This is a genomic window from Roseburia sp. AM16-25 (genome assembly GCF_003473825.1).
Taxonomy (GTDB): domain Bacteria; phylum Bacillota; class Clostridia; order Lachnospirales; family Lachnospiraceae; genus Pararoseburia; species Pararoseburia lenta.
This window is the reverse complement of record NZ_QUCW01000001.1, coordinates 552,538-575,182: the sequence shown is the minus strand read 5'-3', so window position 1 is coordinate 575,182 and position 22,645 is coordinate 552,538. Positions and strand designations below refer to the sequence as shown.

26 protein-coding genes are annotated in these 22,645 nt (G+C 47.2%); 25 read left to right on the top strand and 1 reads right to left on the bottom strand.

Annotated elements, in window-relative coordinates:
• Window positions 1-13: 13 nt before the first annotated feature.
• From DW183_RS02830 to DW183_RS02750, 17 genes are all read left to right on the top strand, one after another.
• Window positions 14-706, top strand: a complete 693-nt coding sequence (locus DW183_RS02830; RefSeq protein ID WP_118280543.1) for an N-acetylmuramoyl-L-alanine amidase — start codon at window positions 14-16, stop codon at window positions 704-706.
• A gap of 44 nt (window positions 707-750) precedes the next feature.
• Window positions 751-1,800, top strand: coding sequence for an L-threonylcarbamoyladenylate synthase (locus DW183_RS02825; RefSeq protein WP_118280542.1), 1,050 nt, complete (start codon window positions 751-753; stop codon window positions 1,798-1,800).
• 27 nt (window positions 1,801-1,827) lie between these two features.
• Window positions 1,828-2,301, top strand: coding sequence for an arsenate reductase/protein-tyrosine-phosphatase family protein (locus DW183_RS02820; protein ID WP_118280541.1), 474 nt, complete (start codon window positions 1,828-1,830; stop codon window positions 2,299-2,301).
• Complete coding sequence (locus DW183_RS02815; RefSeq protein WP_118280540.1) at window positions 2,298-2,783, top strand: deoxycytidylate deaminase; 486 nt, start codon at window positions 2,298-2,300, stop codon at window positions 2,781-2,783. The genes DW183_RS02820 and DW183_RS02815 overlap by 4 nt, the downstream gene beginning before the upstream one ends.
• A gap of 15 nt (window positions 2,784-2,798) precedes the next feature.
• Window positions 2,799-3,098, top strand: a complete 300-nt coding sequence (locus DW183_RS02810) for an AtpZ/AtpI family protein (protein ID WP_243069499.1) — start codon at window positions 2,799-2,801, stop codon at window positions 3,096-3,098.
• On the top strand, window positions 3,070-3,507 hold the full coding sequence (locus DW183_RS02805; RefSeq protein ID WP_118280539.1) for a hypothetical protein: 438 nt from the start codon (window positions 3,070-3,072) through the stop codon (window positions 3,505-3,507). The genes DW183_RS02810 and DW183_RS02805 overlap by 29 nt, the downstream gene beginning before the upstream one ends.
• A 14-nt stretch (window positions 3,508-3,521) precedes the next feature.
• The gene (gene atpB, locus DW183_RS02800) at window positions 3,522-4,241 is read left to right on the top strand and encodes a F0F1 ATP synthase subunit A (protein WP_118280538.1); all 720 of its coding nucleotides are present in this window, start codon (window positions 3,522-3,524) and stop codon (window positions 4,239-4,241) included.
• 29 nt (window positions 4,242-4,270) lie between these two features.
• The gene (locus DW183_RS02795) at window positions 4,271-4,528 is read left to right on the top strand and encodes an ATP synthase Fo subunit C (RefSeq protein ID WP_118280537.1); all 258 of its coding nucleotides are present in this window, start codon (window positions 4,271-4,273) and stop codon (window positions 4,526-4,528) included.
• Between the two features lie 48 nt (window positions 4,529-4,576).
• Window positions 4,577-5,092, top strand: coding sequence for a F0F1 ATP synthase subunit B (gene atpF, locus DW183_RS02790; RefSeq protein WP_118280536.1), 516 nt, complete (start codon window positions 4,577-4,579; stop codon window positions 5,090-5,092).
• Window positions 5,080-5,646 (top strand): ATP synthase F1 subunit delta, encoded by a 567-nt coding sequence (gene atpH / locus DW183_RS02785; protein ID WP_118280535.1) that lies wholly within the window; start codon window positions 5,080-5,082, stop codon window positions 5,644-5,646. The genes atpF and atpH overlap by 13 nt, the downstream gene beginning before the upstream one ends.
• A complete protein-coding gene (atpA, locus tag DW183_RS02780; protein WP_118280534.1) occupies window positions 5,643-7,148 on the top strand; it encodes a F0F1 ATP synthase subunit alpha in 1,506 nt (501 codons plus the stop codon). Before atpH ends, atpA begins: the two co-directional genes overlap by 4 nt.
• Window positions 7,149-7,166: 18 nt before the next feature.
• Window positions 7,167-8,024, top strand: a complete 858-nt coding sequence (gene atpG / locus DW183_RS02775; RefSeq protein WP_118280533.1) for an ATP synthase F1 subunit gamma — start codon at window positions 7,167-7,169, stop codon at window positions 8,022-8,024.
• A 55-nt stretch (window positions 8,025-8,079) separates the two neighbouring features.
• Window positions 8,080-9,471, top strand: a complete 1,392-nt coding sequence (gene atpD / locus DW183_RS02770; protein WP_118280532.1) for a F0F1 ATP synthase subunit beta — start codon at window positions 8,080-8,082, stop codon at window positions 9,469-9,471.
• Between the two features lie 11 nt (window positions 9,472-9,482).
• Window positions 9,483-9,884: an ATP synthase F1 subunit epsilon gene (gene atpC, locus DW183_RS02765; RefSeq protein ID WP_118280531.1), complete on the top strand. Its 402-nt coding sequence runs from the start codon at window positions 9,483-9,485 to the stop codon at window positions 9,882-9,884.
• A gap of 163 nt (window positions 9,885-10,047) precedes the next feature.
• Window positions 10,048-12,033 (top strand): DUF6020 family protein, encoded by a 1,986-nt coding sequence (locus tag DW183_RS02760; RefSeq protein WP_118280530.1) that lies wholly within the window; start codon window positions 10,048-10,050, stop codon window positions 12,031-12,033.
• Between the two features lie 17 nt (window positions 12,034-12,050).
• Window positions 12,051-12,254 (top strand): hypothetical protein, encoded by a 204-nt coding sequence (locus DW183_RS02755; protein ID WP_118280529.1) that lies wholly within the window; start codon window positions 12,051-12,053, stop codon window positions 12,252-12,254.
• Window positions 12,254-13,273, top strand: a complete 1,020-nt coding sequence (locus DW183_RS02750; protein WP_118280528.1) for a DMT family transporter — start codon at window positions 12,254-12,256, stop codon at window positions 13,271-13,273. Before DW183_RS02755 ends, DW183_RS02750 begins: the two co-directional genes overlap by 1 nt.
• 38 nt (window positions 13,274-13,311) lie before the next feature.
• Here the strand turns inward: DW183_RS02750 and greA are convergent, their stop codons facing one another.
• Window positions 13,312-13,815 carry a transcription elongation factor GreA gene (greA, locus tag DW183_RS02745; RefSeq protein ID WP_118280527.1) on the bottom strand — a complete coding sequence of 168 codons (504 nt, stop codon included), beginning with the start codon at window positions 13,813-13,815 and terminating at the stop codon, window positions 13,312-13,314.
• A gap of 217 nt (window positions 13,816-14,032) precedes the next feature.
• On the opposite strand from greA, the gene DW183_RS02740 reads away from it, so the two are divergent.
• The 8 genes from DW183_RS02740 (at window position 14,033) to DW183_RS02705 (ending at window position 22,614) form a co-directional block, all read left to right on the top strand.
• Complete coding sequence (locus DW183_RS02740; RefSeq protein WP_118280526.1) at window positions 14,033-14,749, top strand: glycosyltransferase; 717 nt, start codon at window positions 14,033-14,035, stop codon at window positions 14,747-14,749.
• A 55-nt stretch (window positions 14,750-14,804) separates the two neighbouring features.
• Window positions 14,805-15,275, top strand: coding sequence for a GtrA family protein (locus DW183_RS02735; RefSeq protein ID WP_118280525.1), 471 nt, complete (start codon window positions 14,805-14,807; stop codon window positions 15,273-15,275).
• A gap of 3 nt (window positions 15,276-15,278) precedes the next feature.
• Window positions 15,279-16,241, top strand: coding sequence for a GDP-mannose 4,6-dehydratase (locus DW183_RS02730; RefSeq protein WP_118280524.1), 963 nt, complete (start codon window positions 15,279-15,281; stop codon window positions 16,239-16,241).
• Between the two features lie 19 nt (window positions 16,242-16,260).
• Window positions 16,261-18,174, top strand: coding sequence for a DUF6311 domain-containing protein (locus tag DW183_RS02725; protein ID WP_118280523.1), 1,914 nt, complete (start codon window positions 16,261-16,263; stop codon window positions 18,172-18,174).
• 39 nt (window positions 18,175-18,213) lie between these two features.
• Complete coding sequence (gene gmd, locus DW183_RS02720; RefSeq protein ID WP_118280522.1) at window positions 18,214-19,266, top strand: GDP-mannose 4,6-dehydratase; 1,053 nt, start codon at window positions 18,214-18,216, stop codon at window positions 19,264-19,266.
• The gene (locus DW183_RS02715; RefSeq protein WP_118280521.1) at window positions 19,267-20,334 is read left to right on the top strand and encodes an acyltransferase family protein; all 1,068 of its coding nucleotides are present in this window, start codon (window positions 19,267-19,269) and stop codon (window positions 20,332-20,334) included.
• Window positions 20,335-20,368: 34 nt separating this feature from the next.
• Entirely contained in the window at window positions 20,369-21,469 is a 1,101-nt protein-coding gene (locus tag DW183_RS02710) for an acyltransferase family protein (protein WP_158573005.1), read from the top strand.
• A 68-nt stretch (window positions 21,470-21,537) separates the two neighbouring features.
• Window positions 21,538-22,614, top strand: coding sequence for an acyltransferase family protein (locus tag DW183_RS02705; RefSeq protein WP_118280519.1), 1,077 nt, complete (start codon window positions 21,538-21,540; stop codon window positions 22,612-22,614).
• The last annotated feature ends 31 nt before the right edge of the window (window positions 22,615-22,645 follow it).

The window sequence follows — 22,645 nt, the reverse complement described above, 5'->3', positions numbered from 1 at the left end:
ACGTGGTGATCTTATGAAACGAGAAATAGAAATGGTGATGGCAGTCTTTTTTATTGCGATCAGTCTCTTAGCAAGTGTCTGGGGCGTGTCGGTCGTTTCTGCAAAAAAGACGGCAAGCCACCTGAAAGTAGTGATCGACCCGGGGCATGGCGGCAGTGATCCGGGAAAAGTGGCGGTGGACGGATCTCTGGAAAAAGACATCAATCTGGCGATCGCACAGAAACTGGGGGCATATCTGGAAAAGCAGGGCGTGGAGGTCTATTACACAAGGGAGAGTGACTGCGAACTCTGCACCGAGTCCGGGGGCAGCAAAAAGGCAAAAGATTTACAAAAGCGCTGTCAGATCGTAGAAAATGTAGACCCGGATGTGACCATCAGCATCCACCAGAATTCTTATAGCGATGCCGGGATCTCCGGCGCGCAGGTCTTTTATTACAGTACCTCAGAAAAGAGCAGGCTCTTGGCGGAGCAGTTACAGGAGAAACTGATATCCATGGTCGATCCGACCAACCACAGGGCAGCCAAGGCAAACGATTCCTATTATATGCTGCGTAAGACCGTCAGTCCGACCGTGATCGTGGAATGTGGTTTTTTAAGCAATGAGAAGGAGTGTAAGAAACTACAGGAAGAAAAGTATCAGGACAAGATCGTGGAGGCGATCTATCAGGGAATTGTGACATTTGCACAGATGCAGGAGAGCAACTAGCGTTTTTAGTTGTGTAATTTACGAAAAGTGTTATAATGAGGACTATGAAAACGAAAGTATTTGTGGCTAGAGACAATCAGATAGAAGAAGCGGAACTCAAGGAAGCCTCTGCGGTCATTCGTAGCGGCGGCTTAGTCGCCTTTCCTACGGAAACGGTGTATGGATTGGGCGGTGATGCGACAAATCCGGAGGCTTCCCGCAAGATATATGCAGCAAAGGGTCGTCCGTCGGATAACCCTTTGATTGTTCATATAGCAGATTTTTCACAGTTGGAAGATATCGTGGCAGAGGTGCCACAGGAGGCGAGAGACTTAGCGGAGGCTTTTTGGCCGGGACCGCTTACCATGATCCTGCGCAAGAATGAGGTCATTCCTTATGAGACGACAGGAGGTCTGGATACGGTTGCCATCCGTATGCCGTCCCATCCGGTCGCCCGCAGGTTTTTACAAGACAGCGGTTGTATGATCGCAGCGCCGAGCGCCAACACATCCGGTCGCCCGAGCCCGACAACGGCACAGCATGTGTGGGAGGACTTACAGGGCAAGATCGAAGTCCTTTTGGATGGAGGACCGGTCGGTATCGGCATTGAGTCTACCATCGTGGATCTTTCCGAGGACCAGCCCATGATCTTACGACCGGGCTTTATTACTCAGGAGATGTTATCTCAGGTCTTGGGGCAGGTCGGTATGGATCCGGGCATTGCATCGGAAAACAGCAAGAAGCCGCCAAAGGCACCGGGCATGCGTTACCGCCATTATGCACCAAAGGCAGACCTTACCTTGGTCGAGGGACATATGGATCAGGTGATCGCAAAGATCAACGCACTGACCGGGGAGGCACAGGTCAAGGGACAGTCCGTTGGCGTATTGGCAACAGCGGAAAATCAGGATGCTTATATAGCGGATCATGTGATCGTGATCGGACAGCGGGAGGATGAAGCGGAGATCGCAAGACACCTCTTTGATGTCTTACGTCAGTTTGATACGCTTGGTGTAGATGTTATATATTCAGAGAGTTTTGCGGCTGCCGGAGTGGGACAGGCGATCATGAACCGATTGCTGAAAGCGGCAGGGCATAAACGGATTTTTGTATAAGGGAACTTTTTGGGAGAAGAAGTAACTATGGAAGAAATAAAACGTGTGATCTTTGCCGCGGGCAGTGGAACATCCCGCGCGCCCATGGCGGCAGCGATCATGAAGCAGATGACGGAGGGAAAAGATATCGATGTCTTAGCAAGAGGAGTTGTCGTTTTATTCCCGGAACCGATGAATCAAAAGTCGGAGGCAGTGCTGATCAGCAATGGCATTGCACCGGATAATTTTGCGGCAGAGCAGTTGACAGCGGCAGACATCGTGCCGGGCACACTGATTCTGACCATGGATGAGGCACAGCGCGTCAAGGTAATCGAGGAGATCGAGGGGGCAGATGAGGATAATACCTTTGTCTTATCGACCTATGTGGGAGATGAGATCGAGGTCGTCGATCCTTATGGGGCATCCTTACAGACCTATGGCTTATGCTTTGAAGTGCTGAAAAAGTCCATCGAAAAGTTATTGACAAAGTTAGAGACAGCTGATAAAGGGGGAGCATCATGAGTGACAAAAGACAGGATTATATCAGTTGGGACGAATATTTTATGGGTGTAGCCATGTTATCGGCTATGCGGTCCAAGGATCCGCACACGCAGGTGGGAGCCTGCATTGTCAGCGACGATCATAAGATCCTATCTATGGGGTACAATGGATTTCCTATGGGATGTTCGGATGACGATTTTCCTTGGTGTCGTGAGGGAGAGCCTTACGATAACAAGTATTTTTATACGACACACAGTGAACTAAATGCCATTCTAAACTATCGTGGGGGCAGTTTGGAAGGGGCTACTTTATATGTATCACTGTTTCCTTGTAATGAGTGTGCCAAAGCCATCATACAGTCTGGCATCCGCCGTATTGTCTATGATCAGGACAAATATGAGCACACGCCTGCCGTCATGGCATCCAAGCGTATGCTGCGTGCCGCAGGGGTAGAGTTCTATAAGTATGAACATACAGGACGCGAGATCACGATCTCGTTATAGTTTTTAGGAGAAGATTTGAGAAAAAAAGAAAGCAATGAGGTGGCAAATGCTCTGGTTCTGATCGTCCAGATCGGCGTGACTATGTTAGTACCTATTTTGTTGTGTGCGATCGGTGGCGCATGGCTGGATCATAAGTTGGGAACCAGATGGATTAGTGTATTGGGGTTTGTTCTAGGGGCGATAGCTGGTTTTCAGAATGTCTATCGTCTGGTCAAGAAATATCTAAAAGACACAAAATCCCCGGGTCAATTGCAAAGAGAAAAAGAAGAACAGGAAAAGGCATCATATGATCAAAGCATTAAAGAGACTGAATGAGGCTCTGCCGGGACTGCTCCTTGGCATTGCCATATATGGACTGATCGTAGAATTTGCCGGTGTGTGGTTTGTTTCCGACAAGCTGCGCTATACATCGGGCTTGTGGATCGGCATCGCCTGCGCTATGGGCATGGGAATTCATCTGGCCATGGTGATCGAGGAAGCGGTGCGCATGGGAGATACTGGAACCAAGCGCTTATCCTTTAAGTCTGTTCTGCGCTATCTGGTTGTGGTATTTGTATTTTTTATCATGATGTATTTTCACCTGGGTAATCTGGTGAGTGCATTTATAGGAGTTTTGGGGCTAAAGGTGAGTGCATATGTACAACCTTTTATGCATAAAATGATTTTTAAGGACATTGCGCCGGAAGAATCAACGAATGAACAGGAAGAGGAGGTGAAATTGTGAATGAAGCAATTCTAATGTCGGCTTCTGCTGATAACATTGACTTTATGATACATGGCTTGTTCTCATTTCAGTTATTTGGACAAGAAGTATGGATCACCACATCCCATGTATGTATTGCCATTGTTATGCTTGTGCTTGTGATCTTTTCTATTGTAGCCAATCGAAAAATAGCACATGCTACAGAAGTGCCTGATACCTTTCAGAACGTTCTGGAACTGATGGTAGAAAAATTGTCCGGTATCGTGGAAAACAACATGGGTTCCCACGCACCAAAGTTTACGAATTATATCTGTACGATCTTCGTATTTATATTGTTCAGTAACATATCCGGACTGTTTGGACTCAGACCGCCAACCGCGGACTATGGAACCACATTTGCCCTTGGTATCATTACGTTTGCACTGATTCACATCACAAAATGGAGACACCAGTCCTTCAAGAGGATCTGGGTTGACATGTGTTCTCCATTACCGCCGTGGTTTCCACTATGGCTGCCGATCAACTTGATCAGCGAGATCGCAGTGCCGATTTCCTTATCACTGCGTTTGTTTGCGAATGTATTGTCAGGAACCGTAATGATGGCCCTGGTTTACGGTCTGTTGGCGAAGATTGCATATGTCTGGCCTGCTGTATTACATGTCTATTTTGACCTGTTTTCCGGAGCCATTCAGACATACGTTTTCTGTATGCTTACCATGACATACATCACACAGTCCTATGGGGACGAAGAATAATTTATATTTCATATTAGGAGGAAAGAATTATGAATATCACAGGAGAAGATTTGATTTTAGCATGTTCCGCAATTGGTGCAGGTCTGGCAGTTATCGCCGGTATCGGACCTGGTATTGGACAGGGTATTGCAGCAGGTTACGGTGCAGCAGCCGTGGGTAGAAACCCGGGCGCACAGGGAAAGATCATGTCAACCATGTTACTTGGACAGGCAGTTGCCGAGACAACAGGTCTGTATGGACTTCTTGTTGCCATGCTCTTACTTTTCGTAAAACCATTAGTAGGCTAATGCGTGTAGTTTGGAATTTCCCGGGAAAGGAGGAACTACAGGAAAGTTATGACAAGATTATTTGACTTAGATTTTCAGTTGCTGTTTGACTCTGTTTCACTCGGCATTTCTGTCTTCTTTCTATTCCTGATCATGTCGTATTTTCTGTTCAATCCGGTAAGAAAACTCTTGCAGGATCGACAGGAAAAGATCCGTCAGGATATTGCCAGTGCGGCGCAGGATAAAGAAGACTCCGCCAAAGTCAAAGCAGAGTACGAAAAGCGTTTAAAAGATGTTGATAAAGAGGCTGAGACAATTCTTTCAGAAGCCAGACAAAAGGCGCTTAAGAACGAAGCCAAGATCATAGCGGATGCCAAAGAGGAAGCGGCACGTATTATTGCAAGAGCCGGAGAAGAAGCGGCTCTGGAGAAGAAGCGTGCAGCGGATGAGATGAAGCAGGAGATGATCTCCATCGCTTCTGTCATGGCTGGCAAGGTCGTGGCTGCCAATATAGACACCACGATTCAGAATGAATTGGTGGAAGAAACGCTAAAGGAAATGGGTGATGCTACATGGCAAAGTTAGTTTCAAATGTGTATGGTGAAGCATTGTTTGAACTGGCAATGGAGCAGGACCGTCTGGATGCCTATCTGGAGGAGAGCCAGGGAGTTCTTGATGTCCTTAGGGACAATCAGGAATTTAGTCAGATGATGACTCATCCCAACATCATAAAAGAAGAAAAATTGCAGATGGTAGAGATTGTTTTTAAGGGCAGGATTTCCGATGAGATGGTCGGGCTGATGCGGATGATCGTGGAGAAGGATCATTTTGCAAAGATGCCGGAGGTATTGACCTTCTTTATCGACAAGGCATTGGAAGAAAAGAAAGTCGGGATCGCCTATGTAACGACACCGATGGAAGTTACCGATGCCCAGAAAAAGCAGATTGAGGACCGTTTGCTAGAGACCACTGCATACCAGTCATTTCGTATGCATTATGCGGTGGATGCCGACCTGATCGGCGGGATGGTAATCCGTATTGGGGATCGCGTTGTGGACAGCAGTGTGCGCACCAAGATCTCAGAACTATCGAGAGAATTATCCAAAATACAGTTGAAAGTAGGTGAAAGCGCTTCATGAATTTAAAACCAGAAGAAATCAGCTCTGTGATCAAAGAGCAAATGAAAAGATATGCAGCGCAACTTCAAGTGGCAGACGTCGGCACCGTTATACAGGTGGCAGACGGTATTGCACGTATACATGGATTGGAAAATGCCATGCAGGGAGAACTTTTAGAGTTCCCTGGAGAAGTGTATGGTATGGTACTCAACCTCGAGGAAGACAATGTCGGTGCGGTTCTGCTTGGCAATAACCGCAATATCAATGAGGGAGATACCGTAAAGACAACAGGACGTGTAGTAGAAGTGCCGGTTGGAGATGCAATGTTAGGACGTGTCGTCAATGCGCTGGGACAGCCGATCGATGGCAAGGGACCGATCGAGACAGACAAGTTCCGACAGATCGAACGTGTGGCATCCGGCGTTATTTCCAGAAAGTCCGTTGATACCCCGTTACAGACAGGTATCAAGGCGATCGATTCCATGATCCCGATCGGACGTGGACAGAGAGAGTTGATCATTGGTGACCGTCAGACAGGTAAGACCGCCATCGCGATCGATACGATCATCAACCAAAAGGGACAGAACGTCAAATGTATTTATGTAGCCATCGGGCAAAAGGCATCTACCGTTGCTACGATCGTAAATACCCTGGAAGAATTCGGTGCTATGTCTTATACCACGGTAGTTGCATCTACCGCCAGTGAGTTGGCACCGCTACAGTATATTGCTCCGTACGCAGGATGTGCGATCGGAGAAGAATGGATGGAAAACGGAGAGGATGTGCTTGTTGTTTATGATGATTTGAGCAAGCATGCAACGGCATACCGTACCCTTTCCTTGCTGCTCCGTCGTCCACCAGGACGTGAGGCTTATCCGGGAGACGTATTCTATCTGCATTCCAGACTTTTGGAGCGTGCAGCACGTTTGAATGATTCTCTTGGCGGCGGATCACTGACAGCCCTGCCGATCATTGAGACGCAGGCGGGTGATGTATCTGCTTATATTCCGACCAATGTTATCTCGATCACAGATGGTCAGATCTATCTGGAGACCGAAGCCTTCAACGCAGGTTTCAGACCGGCGATCAATGCCGGACTTTCCGTATCCCGTGTTGGTGGTTCCGCACAGATCAAGGCGATGAAAAAGATCGCAGCCCCGATCCGTGTGGAGTTGGCACAGTACAGAGAACTGGCGTCTTTTGCACAGTTTGGTTCGGAACTCGATGCAGACACGACAGAGAAGCTGGCACAGGGTGAGCGTATCCAGGAAATGTTAAAGCAGCCGCAATACAAGCCGATGCCGGTAGAATATCAGATCATGATCATATATGCGGCAACCAAGAAATATCTTTTGGATATTCCGGTCGAGGATGTACTGCCGTTTGAGGCAGCCCTCTTTGCGTATGTGGATACCAAATATCCGGAGATACCGGAATCCATCCGCACCGAAAAAGTGCTGACAGAGGATACCGAAAAGGCGCTTATTCAGGCGATTGAGGAATGTAAGAAAAGCTATAAATAGCAAAGGCGGTGAGATGAAATGGCCTCAATGAGGGACATTAAAAGAAGAAAAACAAGTATTTCAAGTACGCAACAGATCACAAAAGCCATGAAACTTGTATCTACCGTAAAACTCCAAAAAGCCAAGAATAAGGCAGAAGAAACGACACCTTACTTCCGGTATATGTATCAGACAGTGTGTTCCATGCTGGCAAAGGCAGGGAATATCGATCATCCCTATTTGCGGGAGAGCGCGTCGGATCAAAAGGGAATCATTGTGATCACATCCAACCGTGGTCTTGCAGGCGGCTACAATTCCAATATCATCCGTCTGATCACGGGCAGTGACATCCCGCTGGAGAGCGCAAAGATCTACACAGTGGGGCGCAAGGGGCAGGAGGCTCTGGCGCGCAAAGGCTATCACATGAAGTCCGACTATTCGGATGTCATGGAGGCTCCTACTTATGAGGATGCGCAGGCGATCAGTAAGGAAGTCTTAAGTGCCTATGCAAAAGGCGAGATCGGTGAGATCTACTTAGCATATACACATTTCAAGAATACAGTCAGCCATGAGCCGACCCTGCTTCGTTTGTTACCGGTACAGGTAAAGGAAGAAGATCTTGCAGCAAATGACGCGGACCTTCTCATGAATTTTGAACCAAATGAAGAAGAGGCTCTGGATATGATCATTCCAAAGTACATTACCAGTCTGATCTACGGCGCGCTGGTTGAGGCGGTAGCCAGTGAGAACGGTGCGCGTATGCAGGCGATGGACTCAGCGACCAGCAATGCTGAGGATATGATCAACGACTTATCACTGAAATATAACCGTGCAAGACAGGGTTCCATCACACAGGAACTGACAGAGATCATTGCCGGTGCGGAAGCCATTTCCTAATCTTTACCAAGGGAGAAGGCAAAAACAAAGTTTTGATGAATTAGGAGTGACAAATATGGCGAAAGAAAATATAGGAAAGATCACTCAGATCATTGGTGCGGTACTTGATATCAAGTTCTCCGAAGGCGAACTGCCGGAGATCAATGATGCTATCAATATCCCAACAAAAGATGGCGGGAAATTGGTAGTCGAAGTAGCCCAGCATCTGGGAGACGATACTGTGCGTTGTATTGCCATGGGAACGACCGACGGATTGGTACGTGGAATGGAGGCACACGCTACGGGGGCACCGATCAGTGTTCCAGTTGGCGAGCAGACCTTAGGACGTATCTTTAACGTATTGGGCGAGCCTATCGACGAGATTGATGCACCGCAGGACGTGGAATATATGCCGATCCACAGAAAGGCACCTGCTTTTGAAGAGCAGGCAACTTCCACAGAAATGTTGGAGACCGGTATCAAGGTCGTAGATCTGCTCTGTCCTTATCAAAAGGGTGGAAAGATCGGACTCTTTGGTGGTGCCGGTGTAGGAAAGACGGTACTTATCCAGGAGTTGATTCATAATATCGCTACCGAGCACGGTGGATATTCTGTATTTACCGGTGTAGGAGAGCGTACCAGAGAGGGAAATGACCTCTACTATGAAATGAAAGAATCCGGGGTTATCGACAAGACCTGCATGGTCTTTGGACAGATGAATGAGCCACCTGGAGCAAGAATGCGTGTCGGTCTGACCGGTCTTACCATGGCAGAATATTTCCGTGATAAGGGTGGCAAGGATGTATTGCTCTTTATTGACAATATCTTCCGTTTCACCCAGGCTGGTTCTGAGGTGTCCGCCCTTTTGGGACGTATGCCGTCAGCCGTAGGTTACCAGCCGACCCTGCAGACAGAAATGGGCGCTTTACAGGAGCGTATTACATCAACCAAGAGCGGATCCATCACATCTGTGCAGGCAGTATATGTGCCGGCGGATGACTTGACAGACCCGGCTCCGGCAACCACGTTTGCCCATCTGGATGCCACCACGGTATTGGAGAGATCCATTGCCGAACTTGGTATTTATCCAGCAGTAGACCCATTGGCATCTACTTCCCGTATTCTGGATCCTCGTATCGTAGGACAGGAGCATTTTGAGGTAGCGCGTGGCGTGCAGGAGATCTTACAGAAGTACAAGGAATTACAGGATATCATCGCGATCCTTGGTATGGATGAATTGTCAGAAGATGACAAGTTGGTTGTCAGCCGTGCCAGAAAGATCCAGAGATTCCTGTCACAGCCATTCTTCGTAGCGGGACAGTTTACCGGATTGGAAGGAAAATACGTGCCGATTGCAGAAACCATCCGCGGATTTAGAGAGATCCTGGAAGGCAAGCATGATGATGTGCCGGAAGGACATTTCCTGAATGCAGGAACCATTGATGAAGTACGCGCCCGGATGCAGTAAGGGAGGCGACTATGGCAGATAATTTGTTTCAAGTCGAGATCATAACGCCTGACCGTATTTTTTATAAGGGGCAGGCAAGCATGATCGAGTTTACAACGACCGAAGGAGAAATCGGTGTTTTTAAGGATCACATTCCGCTGACGACAGTTCTGGCACCGGGGATCGTGACGATCACGGAGGCAGACGGCGCAAAGAAGGCCGTGGTGCATGCCGGATTTGCGGAGATCTTGGGGGAGAAGGTAACACTTCTTGCCGAGGTGGCTGAATGGCCGGAAGAGATTGATCTGGAACGTGCGAGAAAGGCGGAAGACCGGGCAAGGGAACGTCTGAATCGCAAGGATGCTGATCTGGATGTCGCGCGGGCAGAACTGGCATTAAAGCGGGCGCTGGCGCGCCAGGATATTTTGGCATAAGAATTGACCCACCATGGAGTCGCGATCTCATGCGGCTTTCTATTGGTGGGTTTATTTTTGACAAGAATTACGCTATACTAATACACTGAATGTAGACTTTTGTTGCGTAGAAGAAAAGTCACATAGAAAATCTGGTGGATATATAAGAAAAGATAGGAAGATAATGAAAGAAATTACAATAAAACTGAAAGGGAGAGATTCCTGGATCTCCGTGATCCTGGGAATCTATGGTGCCCTAGGTGCCTTTATTTCTCTTTCGCGGGAAGCAACCATAGACAACAGCCCGGATATTGATCTGGAGAGTCAGATCATGTTATATACGCGGACCATGTACCGGTCTTTTTCGTCCAATCGTCTGCGGACTTTTTTATTTGCACTTGTGATCGGCATACTGGTCTATATGGTCCTGCAATTCAGCCGAACTTATAAAGAACGTCTGGCAGATCTCTTATTCAGTCTTCTGTTTGCGTCAGGGCAGTTGGTTGCCATGATCTTTAAAAAGTGGGGCGGCTGGTACGCCATGATGGATGCCATGGAGGAGAGCGGTGTGGCAGAGATCCAGATGTACCGCATTTTCTTGAAGTGGTCTGCCTATGTTCTGATTTCCTATTTTATCGTGGCTGCCATGATGCATTTCTTCCGAAATTTTGCGGAGCAACAGGAGATCAGAGGACAAGCGGGACGAAAGGTCCCACCGGTATTGCAGATTCTTTTGATGGCAGTCTGTATGTTTGTGGCGTGGCTTCCGTATTTTATTTATTTCTACCCGGGAACCAGCAACGAAGATACGGTCATTATGATCATGGAGTATAACGAGATCCCGTCTTATATCCAGACCATGTCAGCGGTGCAGGCGGATGATATCTTCATCACAAATCATCATCCTTATATCCTGACGCTGGTGTTTTCTTGGTTTATTAAATTAGGATTGCATTTTGGAGACATCTGTATTGGCGTGGCAGCCTATGTTATCTTGCAGATGATTGCTCTGTCACTGGTATTTGCCGGATGTCTGTATTATATCCGCACTTGTGGCGTGACGACAAAGCGCATGATCGGAGCCCTGCTGATACTGATGTTCTTACCGATCTTTCCTATGTATGCCATCTGTATGCTAAAGGATACGGTCTATGCCACCTTTTGTCTGATCTTTATTATGATGATGCACTATGTGGCAAGGACAAAGGGACAGGCTTTCCGCAAGGTCTGGTTTGATCTGGCAATGTTTGCCGTAGCCTGTATGATGGTTTTGACCAAGGTATATGCAATGTACATTTTGCTGATCGTTGGCGTGGTATATCTGGTCAAATATCGACGGACTTTTGCCCAGATCATCGCGTCGGTTATCCTGCCGGTTATCTTATATAAGGTGGTATTCTGCGGCATCCTGCTTCCAGCACTGAATGTAGCACCGGGAGGCATCCAGGAGGCGCTGTCCGTGCCGTTTCAGCAGACGGCGCGCTATGTCACGGAATACGGCGACCAGGTGACAGCGGCAGAAAAGAAAGCCATCAATAAGGTGCTCCCTTACAAAAAACTGGCAAAGAAGTACAACCCGGAACTTTCGGATCCGGTCAAGAAATATTACAATCAGGAAGCGACAAAGCAGGATCTTAAGAATTATTTTAAGGTCTGGTGGCAGATGTTCCTAAAGCACCCGGAAGTCTATGTGGAGTCCGTGTTGCATAATACCTATCAGTATTATGACATCAATAAGATTTCCAGCCTGGTGTATTATAAGTTTAATGATTATCTGCAATTGCACGATAAAGAAGGGCAATATACCTATCTTTATGTGGAGAACACAGAGGAGTATCTGGAACAGCGCTACGCGATCAACCAATTGGTTCTTTTTTCGGAAAAAGTGCCAATCGTGAATATCTTTGCCTCGATCGGATTGTGGCCGTGGCTGTTTTTGTTTGCCCTGCTCTACAATCTGAAATGGAAGAAAAAAGAAGCGCAGGCGCTGCTTCTGGTGCCACTGATTACGATCGCAGTCTGTATGGTGTCGCCGGACAATGGAAATACACGTTATGTGATGCCGCTTTTATATACACTGCCGTTTTTGATCCCTTTGGAACTTCTGCCGGCAAAGGCAGATGATAAAAAGGGCATGGAAACAGCGGAAATAGCAGAAGATCAGGCATAGCCTGGGAGGAAAATACAATGGATATGGAGAGACGACTTGAGGTGGAAAGCCTCACGAGAGAATTACAGGTCTTAGAACGGGAAGAACAAGAGTTAAGAGAAAAGATCGACATGATCGCGATCAAGAAGGGCGATCTGCTCAAAAGGATTGCAGATTATTCGGATGAAAAATACGAGCAGGATGCACTGACACGCTTGTATGAGCAGAGAAGGGGCAAGTAATGCAACAAAAGACAGAGAGAAAACTTGTCTGGACTAATACAGCCGTAGTATGTCTGGTTGCCCTTTTGTGTTGCTTTTTGTGGGGCAGTGCTTTTCCGGGCATCAAGATCGGTTATGGGATTTTTGACATTTCGGGGGAGCAGACCGGATTACAGATCATTTTTGCCGGAACTAGATTTTTCCTGGCAGGAATCATGGCGGTGGTGATCGGAAGTTTTGCCCATAAACGTCCGCTTTTCCCAAAGAAAACGTCCTGGTTGCCGATCCTGCATCTGAGCCTTTTACAGACGACTCTGCAATATTTTTTCTTTTATATCGGCCTGGGAAAGACCAGTGGCGTCAAGGCATCCATTATCGAGGCTTTGAATGTCTTTGTGGCATTGTTTGTGGCATGCCTTCTTTTTAAACAGGAAAAATTAAAACAAAATAAAATTATTGGATCTATCCTTGGTTTTGCAGGAGTCTTTCTTGTAGAGATCTGGGGAAGCCGGGGGACGGGAAGCAGTCTGGGTGGTATTGGCATAGGAGAGATCTGTGTCTTTATCTCCACGGTCGCTTATGCTTTTTCTTCGGTCTATCTGCGGAAGTATTCCGAACAGGAAGAACCTTTTGTATTAAGCGGATATCAATTTATCGTGGGCGGGATCACATTGATCCTTCTGGGATTTTTGATGTGCATCTTCCTGCCGGCGAGTCTGGGATCCGGCTATGCGGCTATGACGACAGGACAGGTGCTGGGAGCCGTTGCAAGCCATATGGCGGGCGGGTTTTTCAGTCTCAAAGGATGCGGTATCGTGCTCTATCTGGCAATGGTATCGGCGGTGGCATATTCGCTCTGGGGTGTCCTCTTAAAGTACAACCCGGTATCAAAAGTGGCGGTATTTGGCTTTACCACGCCGATCTTTGGCGTGCTCTTATCCGCGATTTTATTGCGGGAGGCGGACACCTTGCGCATAGGCGTTTTGGTGATCTCTTTGATCCTGGTATCCATAGGAACACTTATGGCGCAGAAAAACTGATTTCTGCGCCATTTTTATCTGTTTATCCATATAAGATTCTAGTATCTGCGGATCTGGTCATCCTCATCCCCGACATTGCGGTCGATTTTTTTGATGACAACATCATAGGAAAAGGACGGATCCACCTGTACGGTCGCGGTCTCGCCAACCTTTTTACCACGGATGGCTTTGCCCAGAGGTGATTCAATGCTTACCATATCACGCAGGGAAGAACTGCGGATGGAGGTGACCAGTTTGTAAGTCTCCTCGCAGTCTTCATCCGGGATGTAGAGGGTCACGATCGTATTGATACCCACCTCGTCCTCGGAAGTATGGTCCTCAATGATGGTCGCATTCTTTAACATGCGCTCCAGATAACGGATGCGGCTTTCGTTCTGGTTCTTGTCCTTTTTTGCGGCATAATATTCAAAATTCTCGCTGAGGTCGCCCTGTGCCCGCGCTTCCTTTACGGCTTCAATGGCTGCCTTTCTGACAACCAGTTTGCGGTGGTCGATCTCTTTTTGTATCTTTTCTACATCTGACGGTGTTAAACGTTCTCCCATAGTTATACTCCTTATTCTGCCTGAATTTAAAATGTGAGACGCGGTCTTTCTTTCAAGTCTGACCGCATATATTAGTATAGCACAGGGCGTCAAAGAGAGAAAGTCAGACGGCATCAGAAAAAGATATAGCAAAAATCGTGCATTGATGGTAAAATATAGCAGTATATGTGTAAAAAATGTCTTTGGACAGTAGGAATCAAGGAAGGAAATCGGCATTATGGGAATTAGCCTTGTGTTGTTGGCATATAAGGAAGAAGATAATTTACGTGTTCTTTTGCCACAGATCATTGAAGAAGTAGAAAAGTGTAATGAGGAATATGAGATCCTTGTTGTAGATACAGCCAAGCCTTTGGATAACACCAAGGGTGTTTGTCAGGAATATGGCGCAAGATACATCAATCAGGAAGAACCGGGATTCGGAGGGGCTTTCCGTACTGCGATCAAGTATGCGAACAAGAGCAAGTTTTTGATCATGGACAGTGATGGCTCCCATCCGCCAAAGAGCATTCCGGCAATCCACAAGATGTTTGTCGAGGAAAAATGCGATGTTGTTATCGGATCACGTTATGTCAAAGGCGGTGTGACAAATGATGCCAAGTCGTCACAGATCATGTCGCATATGCTCAATTTTGCATTCCGCGTCTGTCTGGGACTGCATGCCAATGACCTGTCTACAGACTATCGTATGTATCACACAAAGCAGTTGAAAAAGGTCAAACTGACCTGTGAAAACTATGATGTTCTGGAAGAAGTTTTGCTCCGCTTAAAACTCAACAAGCGTGACAAGAAGTTAAAGATCGGGGAAGTGCCGATCAATTTCCAGAAGCGTATGTACGGCGAGTCCAAGCGCCAACTTTTGAAATTTATCATCAGTTATATCAAGACACTTTTCCGTCTTATGGGCGTGCGTATCCAAGATGCACTGCATAAATAAGAGACCGATAGAAAGATGAAATGTGATCGGAGAGATCACAGGAAGGCAGTATTAGATGAAAAAGTTAATTGACCAGATCTTAAAATTTGGTGTGGTAGGAATCATTTCTTTTATTGTGGACTTTGTCATTACCATGGCAGTATCGACCGGACTTCGTCAGGGCGCGGGTATGGGGACATCACAGGCGGCGTTGATCGGTGCCTTTTTCGGTTTTGTCGTATCGGTCATTGTCAATTACATCCTTTCTATGAAGTATGTGTTTGAGCGCAGGGATGATCTGGATCGTAAAAAAGAATTCATCATCTTTGTTGTGCTCAGTGTATTCGGTCTGGGCATCAACGAACTCATCATTCTTTTCTGCATTGATATTGTCTATGCAAACTGGGCATGGCTTCATGCACTGGTTGGTGCTACCCTTGCAACAGCGGGCGCTAAGATCGTGGCAACGGCAGTTGTTATGGTCTACAATTTCGTGACCAGAAAGATCTTCTTAGAAAACAAAAAGACGGAAACTGAGGGAGAATAGGATATGAAAAGAATGCTTATCACCGGATTTTCCGGTTTCGTCAGCCGTCATTTTTTAAATTATCTTGTAGAAAATAATCTGTCCTATGAGGTGCTTGGCGTAGATGTCAATCCGCCGAAATTTGCCATGGAGGACTATACGCCAACACTGGCTATGTCCTTTGAGCAGGTAAATCTCCTTGATAAAGAGGCAGTGGAAGATATGATCGCAACTTTCCGACCGGACTATATCCTGCATCTGGCATCTTTTTCCAGTGTTGCCTATAGTTGGCAGCATCCGGCAGACTGCTTTATGAACAATACCAGCATCTTTTTGAATGTGACAGAGGCATTGCGCAAGCATGACTTGTGTGACTGCCGTCTTTTGTCGGTGGGATCTTCGGAGGAATACGGCGATGTCAAAAAAGAGGAACTGCCGCTGCAGGAGGATATGCCTTTAGTTCCGGTCAATCCTTATGCGGTTGCCAGAGTTTCCCAGGAAATGATGGCAAAGGTATTGGCAGACAGTTTTGGCATGCAGATCATGCTGACCCGGTCTTTTAACCATATGGGACCTTTTCAGGATGAACGCTTTGTGATCCCGAGTTTTGTGCGCAGGATCTTAGATATTGCAGAAAGCGGTGCAAAAAGCGGCGAGATCGAGACCGGAGATACTTCCATTGTGCGTGACTTTGTGGATGTACGCGATGTCGTGCGTGCTTACTACCGTCTGCTTTTGGACGGAAAAGCGGGAGAAGTCTATAACATCTGTGGCGAAAAGGGCGTGTCTCTGGCAGAAGTCGTGGATCAGATCGCAGATATCGTGGGCGTTTCCGTGACAACCCGCGTCAATCCGGACTTTGTGAGACCGGGCGACAATCAGGTTGTGATCGGCTCGGCAGAAAAAATCCGACAGGATATCGGCTGGACAGCGGAGATCCCACTGCGTCAGACGCTTATGGATATGATAGGACACATGTGTGCATAGAGCGGTGCCGGAGAATTAGATGGAAAAATACTACGGGATGAACATAAGAAAAAGATTACAAAATCCATACCTGATTTTTGTACTAGGTTGTCTGCTGGGCAGCCTAGTTTTTGTATGTATCTATAGTCTGGCTGTGGTAAATGTCACAAATGTGGCGTGGCTGACGGACTCCTCACAGGCAGAAGGGCTATGGGATCTGACCCAGCATTATCTGGGCTGGGTCTTCTACCGGAAAAGTCCATGGCACTTTCCACTGGGGCTGGTCGAGGGGATTTACAGCCAGCCGGTGTCTATCGTCTATACAGACTCCATCCCTCTCTTTGCCCTGCTTTTTAAGATACTATCGCCCCTGCTCCCGGCTAATTTTCAGTATTTTGGCTTGTTTGAACTCTTGTCCTATGCCCTGATGGGGGGCTTTGGGGCGCTGTTTGTGCGGGCATTTTCAAAAAGAAGCCAGATCTGTCTGCTTTCTTCTCTCTTTTTTGTCCTGTCACCGGTCATGTTGAAACGGACTTTTTATCATACGGCGTTGTCTGCCCACTTTTTGATCCTGGCGGCATTTTGTCTCTGGGTCTGGAGAGGTAGCCTTTTGCCGGAGTATGCATCGACAGAGAGGGAAACAACGGGACAGATCATCAGAAGGCGCTGGCGTTATGCCGGGCGTTGGATCATCCTTTTATGTCTGTCGGCTCTGACCAATGCCTATTTTACGCCTATGATCCTTGGCATCTGGCTCTGTAGTGATCTGCAGGAGTATCTGGCGAAAGCGGGAAAGAAAGACAAGGGGCTGCTTGTAATCTATCTAGTGGAAGTGCTCGTTGCCGGACTGATCCTTTTTGGGATCTGTTATATCATGGGCTATTTTTATGGGGAGGTGTCTGTCTCTACGACAGGACTGGAAGAATTGTCTTTTAATCTGTTACAGTTTTTTGATCCGAGCAATGATCTTTGCGTCATTGATCACAGGAACTATATTTTCAGTAAACAGAATTATTCCTCACTTTTGCCGACCCTTCCGACTGTATCCGGTTGGCAGGAAGAAGGCTTTGCTTATCTTGGCTTTGGCATGATCTTTCTCCTTGCCTGCCTTGTGGTCTATGGCAGCATCCGCTGGATCGCAGGTAAATATAGAAAAAGACATGAGGGGGAGAAGGCGCAGATAGGGCAGGCGCAAAAAACCAACCGGCGATCTTGGAGCATCAGTATTCTGGTCGGTTTTTTGGTTTTTACCTTTCTTGCCCTGTCACCGCGGGCGAGTCTTGGCAGCAGGATCCTGTATCAGATCTCCTATCCGCAGGTCATCTATCAGGCGCTCAGTGTCTTTCGGTCGACGGGGCGCCTGATCTGGCCGGTCTACTATGGACTGCTGGCATTGGGGATCTATGGCATGGTTTTCCTCTTGGAAAGATCCAGGGGCAGGTTTTCTCTGGGATTTTTGATCGGTCTTTTAGTATTACAGGTCTATGACCTCTATCCGGGTGTTTCCTACAAACATCAGGCATATACCTATGCGGCAGAGACCGGCGGCGAAAGGGATGCGTCTCAAAGCCGGGATACCATGACAGCGGCATACAAAAAGTATTTGTCGTCGGATGTCTGGGATATGCTGGGAGACCAGATGGATGAGATCGTCTTTTATCCGCCGACCCAGTTTGGGATCGAGTGTGATCCAAAGACATCCTGCATTTTTGAGGAATATGCGCTTGCCCATGCTATGTCTTTGAACGTGACCTACATGAGCCGGGATATGAGCAGGACAGCGGATCAAAAGACCTATGCGCATTTTGAAAAGCGAAAAGAGGGAGAGAAATTTACGCATACCCTCTATATCTTTTTTGATATTTCAGATATACCACCGTCTGAGGAGACGCACTTGCAGTATTATCAGGTGGACGGCTATGTGATAGGGGTAGAGAAATCCCTGATTTTATGATATGATACAAGTATTTTATGAGGACAAAGGAGACAAGCAATGAGCAAAAATGTAGCACTTATTACAGGTATCACCGGACAGGACGGTAGTTACTTAGCAGAGTTTTTATTGGAAAAGGGATATGAGGTGCACGGTATCATCCGTCGTTCTTCCGTATCGACCACAGAGCGTATCGATCATCTGATCGCTGAGAATGCCATTACCTTACATGATGGAGACCTTTCGGATTCTTCTTCCATCATCCGTGTGGTAAATGAAGTCCGCCCGACAGAGATCTACAATCTGGCAGCACAGAGCCATGTAGGCGTGTCTTTTGATGCAGCAGAATATACAGGAGACGTAGACGCGCTTGGCGTTCTTCGTATCCTTGAGGCAGTACATATGCTTGGCATGGATAAGACCTGCCGTATTTACCAGGCTTCTACTTCTGAGTTGTACGGAAAGGTTGAGGAAGTTCCGCAGAACGAAAACACACCGTTCCACCCATTCAGCCCATATGCGGTTGCAAAGCAGTATGGCTTCTGGATGATGAAGGAATACAGAGAGGCTTACGGCATATTTGCCTGCAACGGTATCCTCTTCAATCATGAATCTGAGAGACGTGGTGAGACCTTTGTTACCAGAAAGATCACCCTTGCAGCAGGACGTATTGCCTGCGGATTACAGGATCATCTGGAACTCGGCAATCTGGATTCTCTGCGTGACTGGGGCTATGCCAAGGATTATGTAGAATGTATGTGGCTGATCTTACAGCAGGACCAGCCGGACGACTATGTTATCGCAACCGGTGTTCAGCATACCGTCCGTGAATTTACAACACTTGCCTTTGCCAATGACGGTATCGAACTAGAATGGCGTGGTGAAGGCATGGAAGAAAAGGGTTATGACAAGGCAACCGGCAAGATGCTGGTATGTGTCAACCCACAGTGGTTCCGTCCGACAGACGTTGTCAACCTCTGGGGAGATCCGACCAAGGCAAAGACCAAACTCGGCTGGAATCCACAGAAGACCAGTTATGAAGAATTATGCCGCATCATGGCACAGCATGACTTAGAACTTGCCAAGAGAGAGGCAAAGTTAAGGGCAGAATAAATGACGCAGGAGAAAAAAGAACGGCAATCCAACTTTGAACTGCTCCGTATTCTTTTGATGCTGACGATCCCGGTTTACCATCTGATGCTCTATAATGGCGTTTTCTATATGGACTATCATAAGAATGTGGCACCGGGATTGTTCCTCTCCAGTGGGGGAGCGATCACGGCGGATTATGCCTTTATTGCTCTGACATCTTATTTTCTGCTGGAAAGCAAAGACCGCCCAGTAATCCGGCGGTTTTTGACGTTTGGCGCACAGGTGCTGACGCTTTATGTCATCCGTTTTATTGTCATTCGCGGGCTTTGGGGATTCCATTCAGGAAACTGGTTTGTAGAAGACTATATTTTGGGTGGAGCATGGTGGTTCGTAGCACCTTATATGGTCCTGCTCCTGGTCTATCCGTGGCTGAACCGGCTGATGGAGAGGCTGTCCCGCGGCTGGCATGGGATGCTTTGTCTGGGCTTGGCTATCTGGTTTGTCATCAATGGTATGACCCTACAGATGAATTTTGTCAATGATCTGGTCGCTTTTCTGCTTACCTATTTTGTCATGGGTTATCTGCGCAGGGACGATTACAGGCGCTGGATCTTTCCGACAGGGAAGAAATGGATGGCTGGCATTTATATGACAGGCTTTCTGTTTACGTTTTTTTACGCCTGGTATGTCAAGATGCCGGGAGTCATGGCAAATGACGATGCCGCCAATCTGGTCGTAAAGCATCTGATCGGCAAATATGCGCCTTTGCAATTTGTCATGGGACTTGCCGTGTTCTTTTTCTTCCGGGCATTGCGGCTCCGCCAGTCGCCGCTTATCAATCGTATGGCAAAGAGTGTATTCTTTGTATTCCTTTTGCATGAGACAGTCATGGGCGTCTATTGGTATTTTGGCAAGATCAATGGGCAGTATCCTTACTATTCGGTGGCAGGATTTTGGGGCTGGCTGGTCGTCTATGCGGCAACCTGTCTGCTTGTAGGAATAGTGGCGCAGAAGTTATACACCGGATTTCTGGCACCGCTCTGGAAGCGGGGCATTGATGCCTTTTGCAAAAAATGCGGATTTCAGTAGTGTTAGGAAAGCCGATGGATCGAGAGATAAGAAAATGACCAATACAAGAGCAGAAAGAAAACAGTATCGCGCGATCGATATCGCAAAATTTGTCATGGCAATTCTTGTCGTGGCGATTCATGTGCGTCCTTTTACAGGACAGACAGCCTTTGTCTATGATGACATCATAGCGCGTATCGCAGATCCTCTCTTTTTTCAGATGACAGCATTTTTGTTTTTTGAAAAGATATTTGCACAAATATCCGGCGATCTGAGACAGGGGATGTCCTGGCGCATGCTGGGAAATTACATGAAGCGTATTTTGGCTTTATATACCGCATGGTTTGTTATCTATGCGCCTGTCGTTTTGCCGCGGACATGGCAGGAGTGCGGAAATATCCGCGGGATGCTTTTGGCACTGCTTAAAAAATACTGGCTGAGCGGTTATTATGGGGCAATGTGGTTTATGACAGCCCTCCTGCTGGCTATGCCTCTGGTCTTTATCCTGACAAAATATTTAGGATCGCGACTGTGTCTTCTCTTATCGGCACCATGGTTTTTGCTTACGGTGGCAAGGATGGAATATTGCAGTATCACCGATGGCTGGCAGGTGGCGGGTTATTTTGACTCTGCCATCTACGGTATTTTTGGCTGGTATGGAAATGGTCTGACTTACGGATTTTTCTTTTGCGCTCTGGGCATGTGGATCGCTTATAAACGGACACTGGGAGGACAAAAAAACGACAGCAGGGACTTCGCCCTGCCGAGTCTGATCAGTTTTTTACTCCTGATCATTGAATCCTATGTCATCCGTGACAAGGGACTGGGACAGAGTTTTGGGGCTATGTTCTTTTTGATTCCAACTTCTTATTTCCTCCTGCAGTGGCTTTTGTCTGTGGACATCTTTGAAAAAATGGGAGAGCAGAGCAGGAAACGGTTGGATTGCGCCTGTGCGCATATGCGCAGGCTTAGTATTTTGATCTTTACCATACACTATGGCGTCATGGAAGGCTTGCAGTATATGGTTGGAAAATATACCACATATGTCTGGAATGCGACAGTCCTATATTTCGTTGTATTGGTCGTAACGATAGTCTTAGCAGAACTTATCCTGCTGGCACAAAAGAAGATAAAATGGCTGCATATCCTGTACTGACGATGGCAAGAGGCTGTTTGCAGAAAATCTGACAGAAAACATAGATCAAATGAAATGAGTTGTAAGAGATGACACAGAAAAGACGAAATGAGATTACAGGCCTGCGGGGCTTGAGTGCCTGCGCGATCGCCTATATCTTTCACTATACAGAATTGTTTCATACCATGCCGGAACGTTTCCCCATACAGGCGGCTGTCATGGGATTTTTGGCACGCTATGGTGTCTGCATGTCTGAGATCTTTTTTATGCTCAGTGGTCTGCTTTTGTACTGGTCCTATCAGAAACGTCTGTCCGAGGGCGAATTGCGGCTGGGTAGTTTTATCCTGCCAAAGATGAAAAAGATCTATCCTATGATGATGGCATCTGCTTTGGTGACTTGGCTTTTGCAGAAAGTCGGCTATGCTATCTATGGTGTCTATATCCTGCATCCGGATGGAGCCGGGGTGCGAAATTCCCTCAAGGCACTCCTGGTATCGCTGCTGGGCTTGCAGACAGGATGGATTTCTGACAATGATACGCTGGCGGTCAACGGACCGAGTTGGTTTGTCAGTGTTTTCTTTGTCTGCTATGCCATTTACTATCTGCTGACGCGCTATGTCAGAGGACGTTTGTGGCAGAATGTATCCTATATGGGTATGATGGCATTGGGGATTTTCCTCATGATTCATCCCTTGGGACTGCCTCTTTTATACTGTACGAGTGGCAGAGGTTATTTTAGTTTTTTTGCCGGCATTATACTGGCACAGATCATAGAAAAGACCAAGGAGCGGGGCAAGACGTTTTCTTGTATATTGGCAAGTGTGGTATTGATCGGCAGTCTGATCTTGGCAGAAACTCACGAGAACTTGCGGACTTTGTGGTATGTCAGCGCTTTTGTGTGGACAAGTCTGATCTATCTGGCATGTCAGGTGGATATCCTGCGAAAGATCTTTGGGGCAAAACCTTTTGTCTGGCTGGGAAATGTCTGTATGCCGATCTTTTTGTGGAACATGGCGACTGATCTTGGGATGGAACTCATCAACCGTCTGTGTCATCTGGACTTAAATTACAGCAGTCTGACGGTATGGAGCATGCACCTTGTCATTTCTCTGTTGGTCGTATGGATCATGAATGAGGGAGATTGCCTGTTCCATAAAAGGCACTAAGGTGTTCGTGATGGCAGGGGTAGAAGTGTGA

Coding starts and splice junctions, on each gene's coding strand:
- DW183_RS02830 (WP_118280543.1), top strand. CDS start 14: ATGAAACGAGAAATAGAAATGGTGATGGCAGTCTTTTTTATTGCGATC.
- DW183_RS02825 (WP_118280542.1), top strand. CDS start 751: ATGAAAACGAAAGTATTTGTGGCTAGAGACAATCAGATAGAAGAAGCG.
- DW183_RS02820 (WP_118280541.1), top strand. CDS start 1,828: ATGGAAGAAATAAAACGTGTGATCTTTGCCGCGGGCAGTGGAACATCC.
- DW183_RS02815 (WP_118280540.1), top strand. CDS start 2,298: ATGAGTGACAAAAGACAGGATTATATCAGTTGGGACGAATATTTTATG.
- DW183_RS02805 (WP_118280539.1), top strand. CDS start 3,070: ATGATCAAAGCATTAAAGAGACTGAATGAGGCTCTGCCGGGACTGCTC.
- atpB (WP_118280538.1), top strand. CDS start 3,522: ATGTCGGCTTCTGCTGATAACATTGACTTTATGATACATGGCTTGTTC.
- DW183_RS02795 (WP_118280537.1), top strand. CDS start 4,271: ATGAATATCACAGGAGAAGATTTGATTTTAGCATGTTCCGCAATTGGT.
- atpF (WP_118280536.1), top strand. CDS start 4,577: ATGACAAGATTATTTGACTTAGATTTTCAGTTGCTGTTTGACTCTGTT.
- atpH (WP_118280535.1), top strand. CDS start 5,080: ATGGCAAAGTTAGTTTCAAATGTGTATGGTGAAGCATTGTTTGAACTG.
- atpA (WP_118280534.1), top strand. CDS start 5,643: ATGAATTTAAAACCAGAAGAAATCAGCTCTGTGATCAAAGAGCAAATG.
- atpG (WP_118280533.1), top strand. CDS start 7,167: ATGGCCTCAATGAGGGACATTAAAAGAAGAAAAACAAGTATTTCAAGT.
- atpD (WP_118280532.1), top strand. CDS start 8,080: ATGGCGAAAGAAAATATAGGAAAGATCACTCAGATCATTGGTGCGGTA.
- atpC (WP_118280531.1), top strand. CDS start 9,483: ATGGCAGATAATTTGTTTCAAGTCGAGATCATAACGCCTGACCGTATT.
- DW183_RS02760 (WP_118280530.1), top strand. CDS start 10,048: ATGAAAGAAATTACAATAAAACTGAAAGGGAGAGATTCCTGGATCTCC.
- DW183_RS02755 (WP_118280529.1), top strand. CDS start 12,051: ATGGATATGGAGAGACGACTTGAGGTGGAAAGCCTCACGAGAGAATTA.
- DW183_RS02750 (WP_118280528.1), top strand. CDS start 12,254: ATGCAACAAAAGACAGAGAGAAAACTTGTCTGGACTAATACAGCCGTA.
- greA (WP_118280527.1), bottom strand. CDS start 13,815: ATGGGAGAACGTTTAACACCGTCAGATGTAGAAAAGATACAAAAAGAG.
- DW183_RS02740 (WP_118280526.1), top strand. CDS start 14,033: ATGGGAATTAGCCTTGTGTTGTTGGCATATAAGGAAGAAGATAATTTA.
- DW183_RS02735 (WP_118280525.1), top strand. CDS start 14,805: ATGAAAAAGTTAATTGACCAGATCTTAAAATTTGGTGTGGTAGGAATC.
- DW183_RS02730 (WP_118280524.1), top strand. CDS start 15,279: ATGAAAAGAATGCTTATCACCGGATTTTCCGGTTTCGTCAGCCGTCAT.
- DW183_RS02725 (WP_118280523.1), top strand. CDS start 16,261: ATGGAAAAATACTACGGGATGAACATAAGAAAAAGATTACAAAATCCA.
- gmd (WP_118280522.1), top strand. CDS start 18,214: ATGAGCAAAAATGTAGCACTTATTACAGGTATCACCGGACAGGACGGT.
- DW183_RS02715 (WP_118280521.1), top strand. CDS start 19,267: ATGACGCAGGAGAAAAAAGAACGGCAATCCAACTTTGAACTGCTCCGT.
- DW183_RS02710 (WP_158573005.1), top strand. CDS start 20,369: ATGACCAATACAAGAGCAGAAAGAAAACAGTATCGCGCGATCGATATC.
- DW183_RS02705 (WP_118280519.1), top strand. CDS start 21,538: ATGACACAGAAAAGACGAAATGAGATTACAGGCCTGCGGGGCTTGAGT.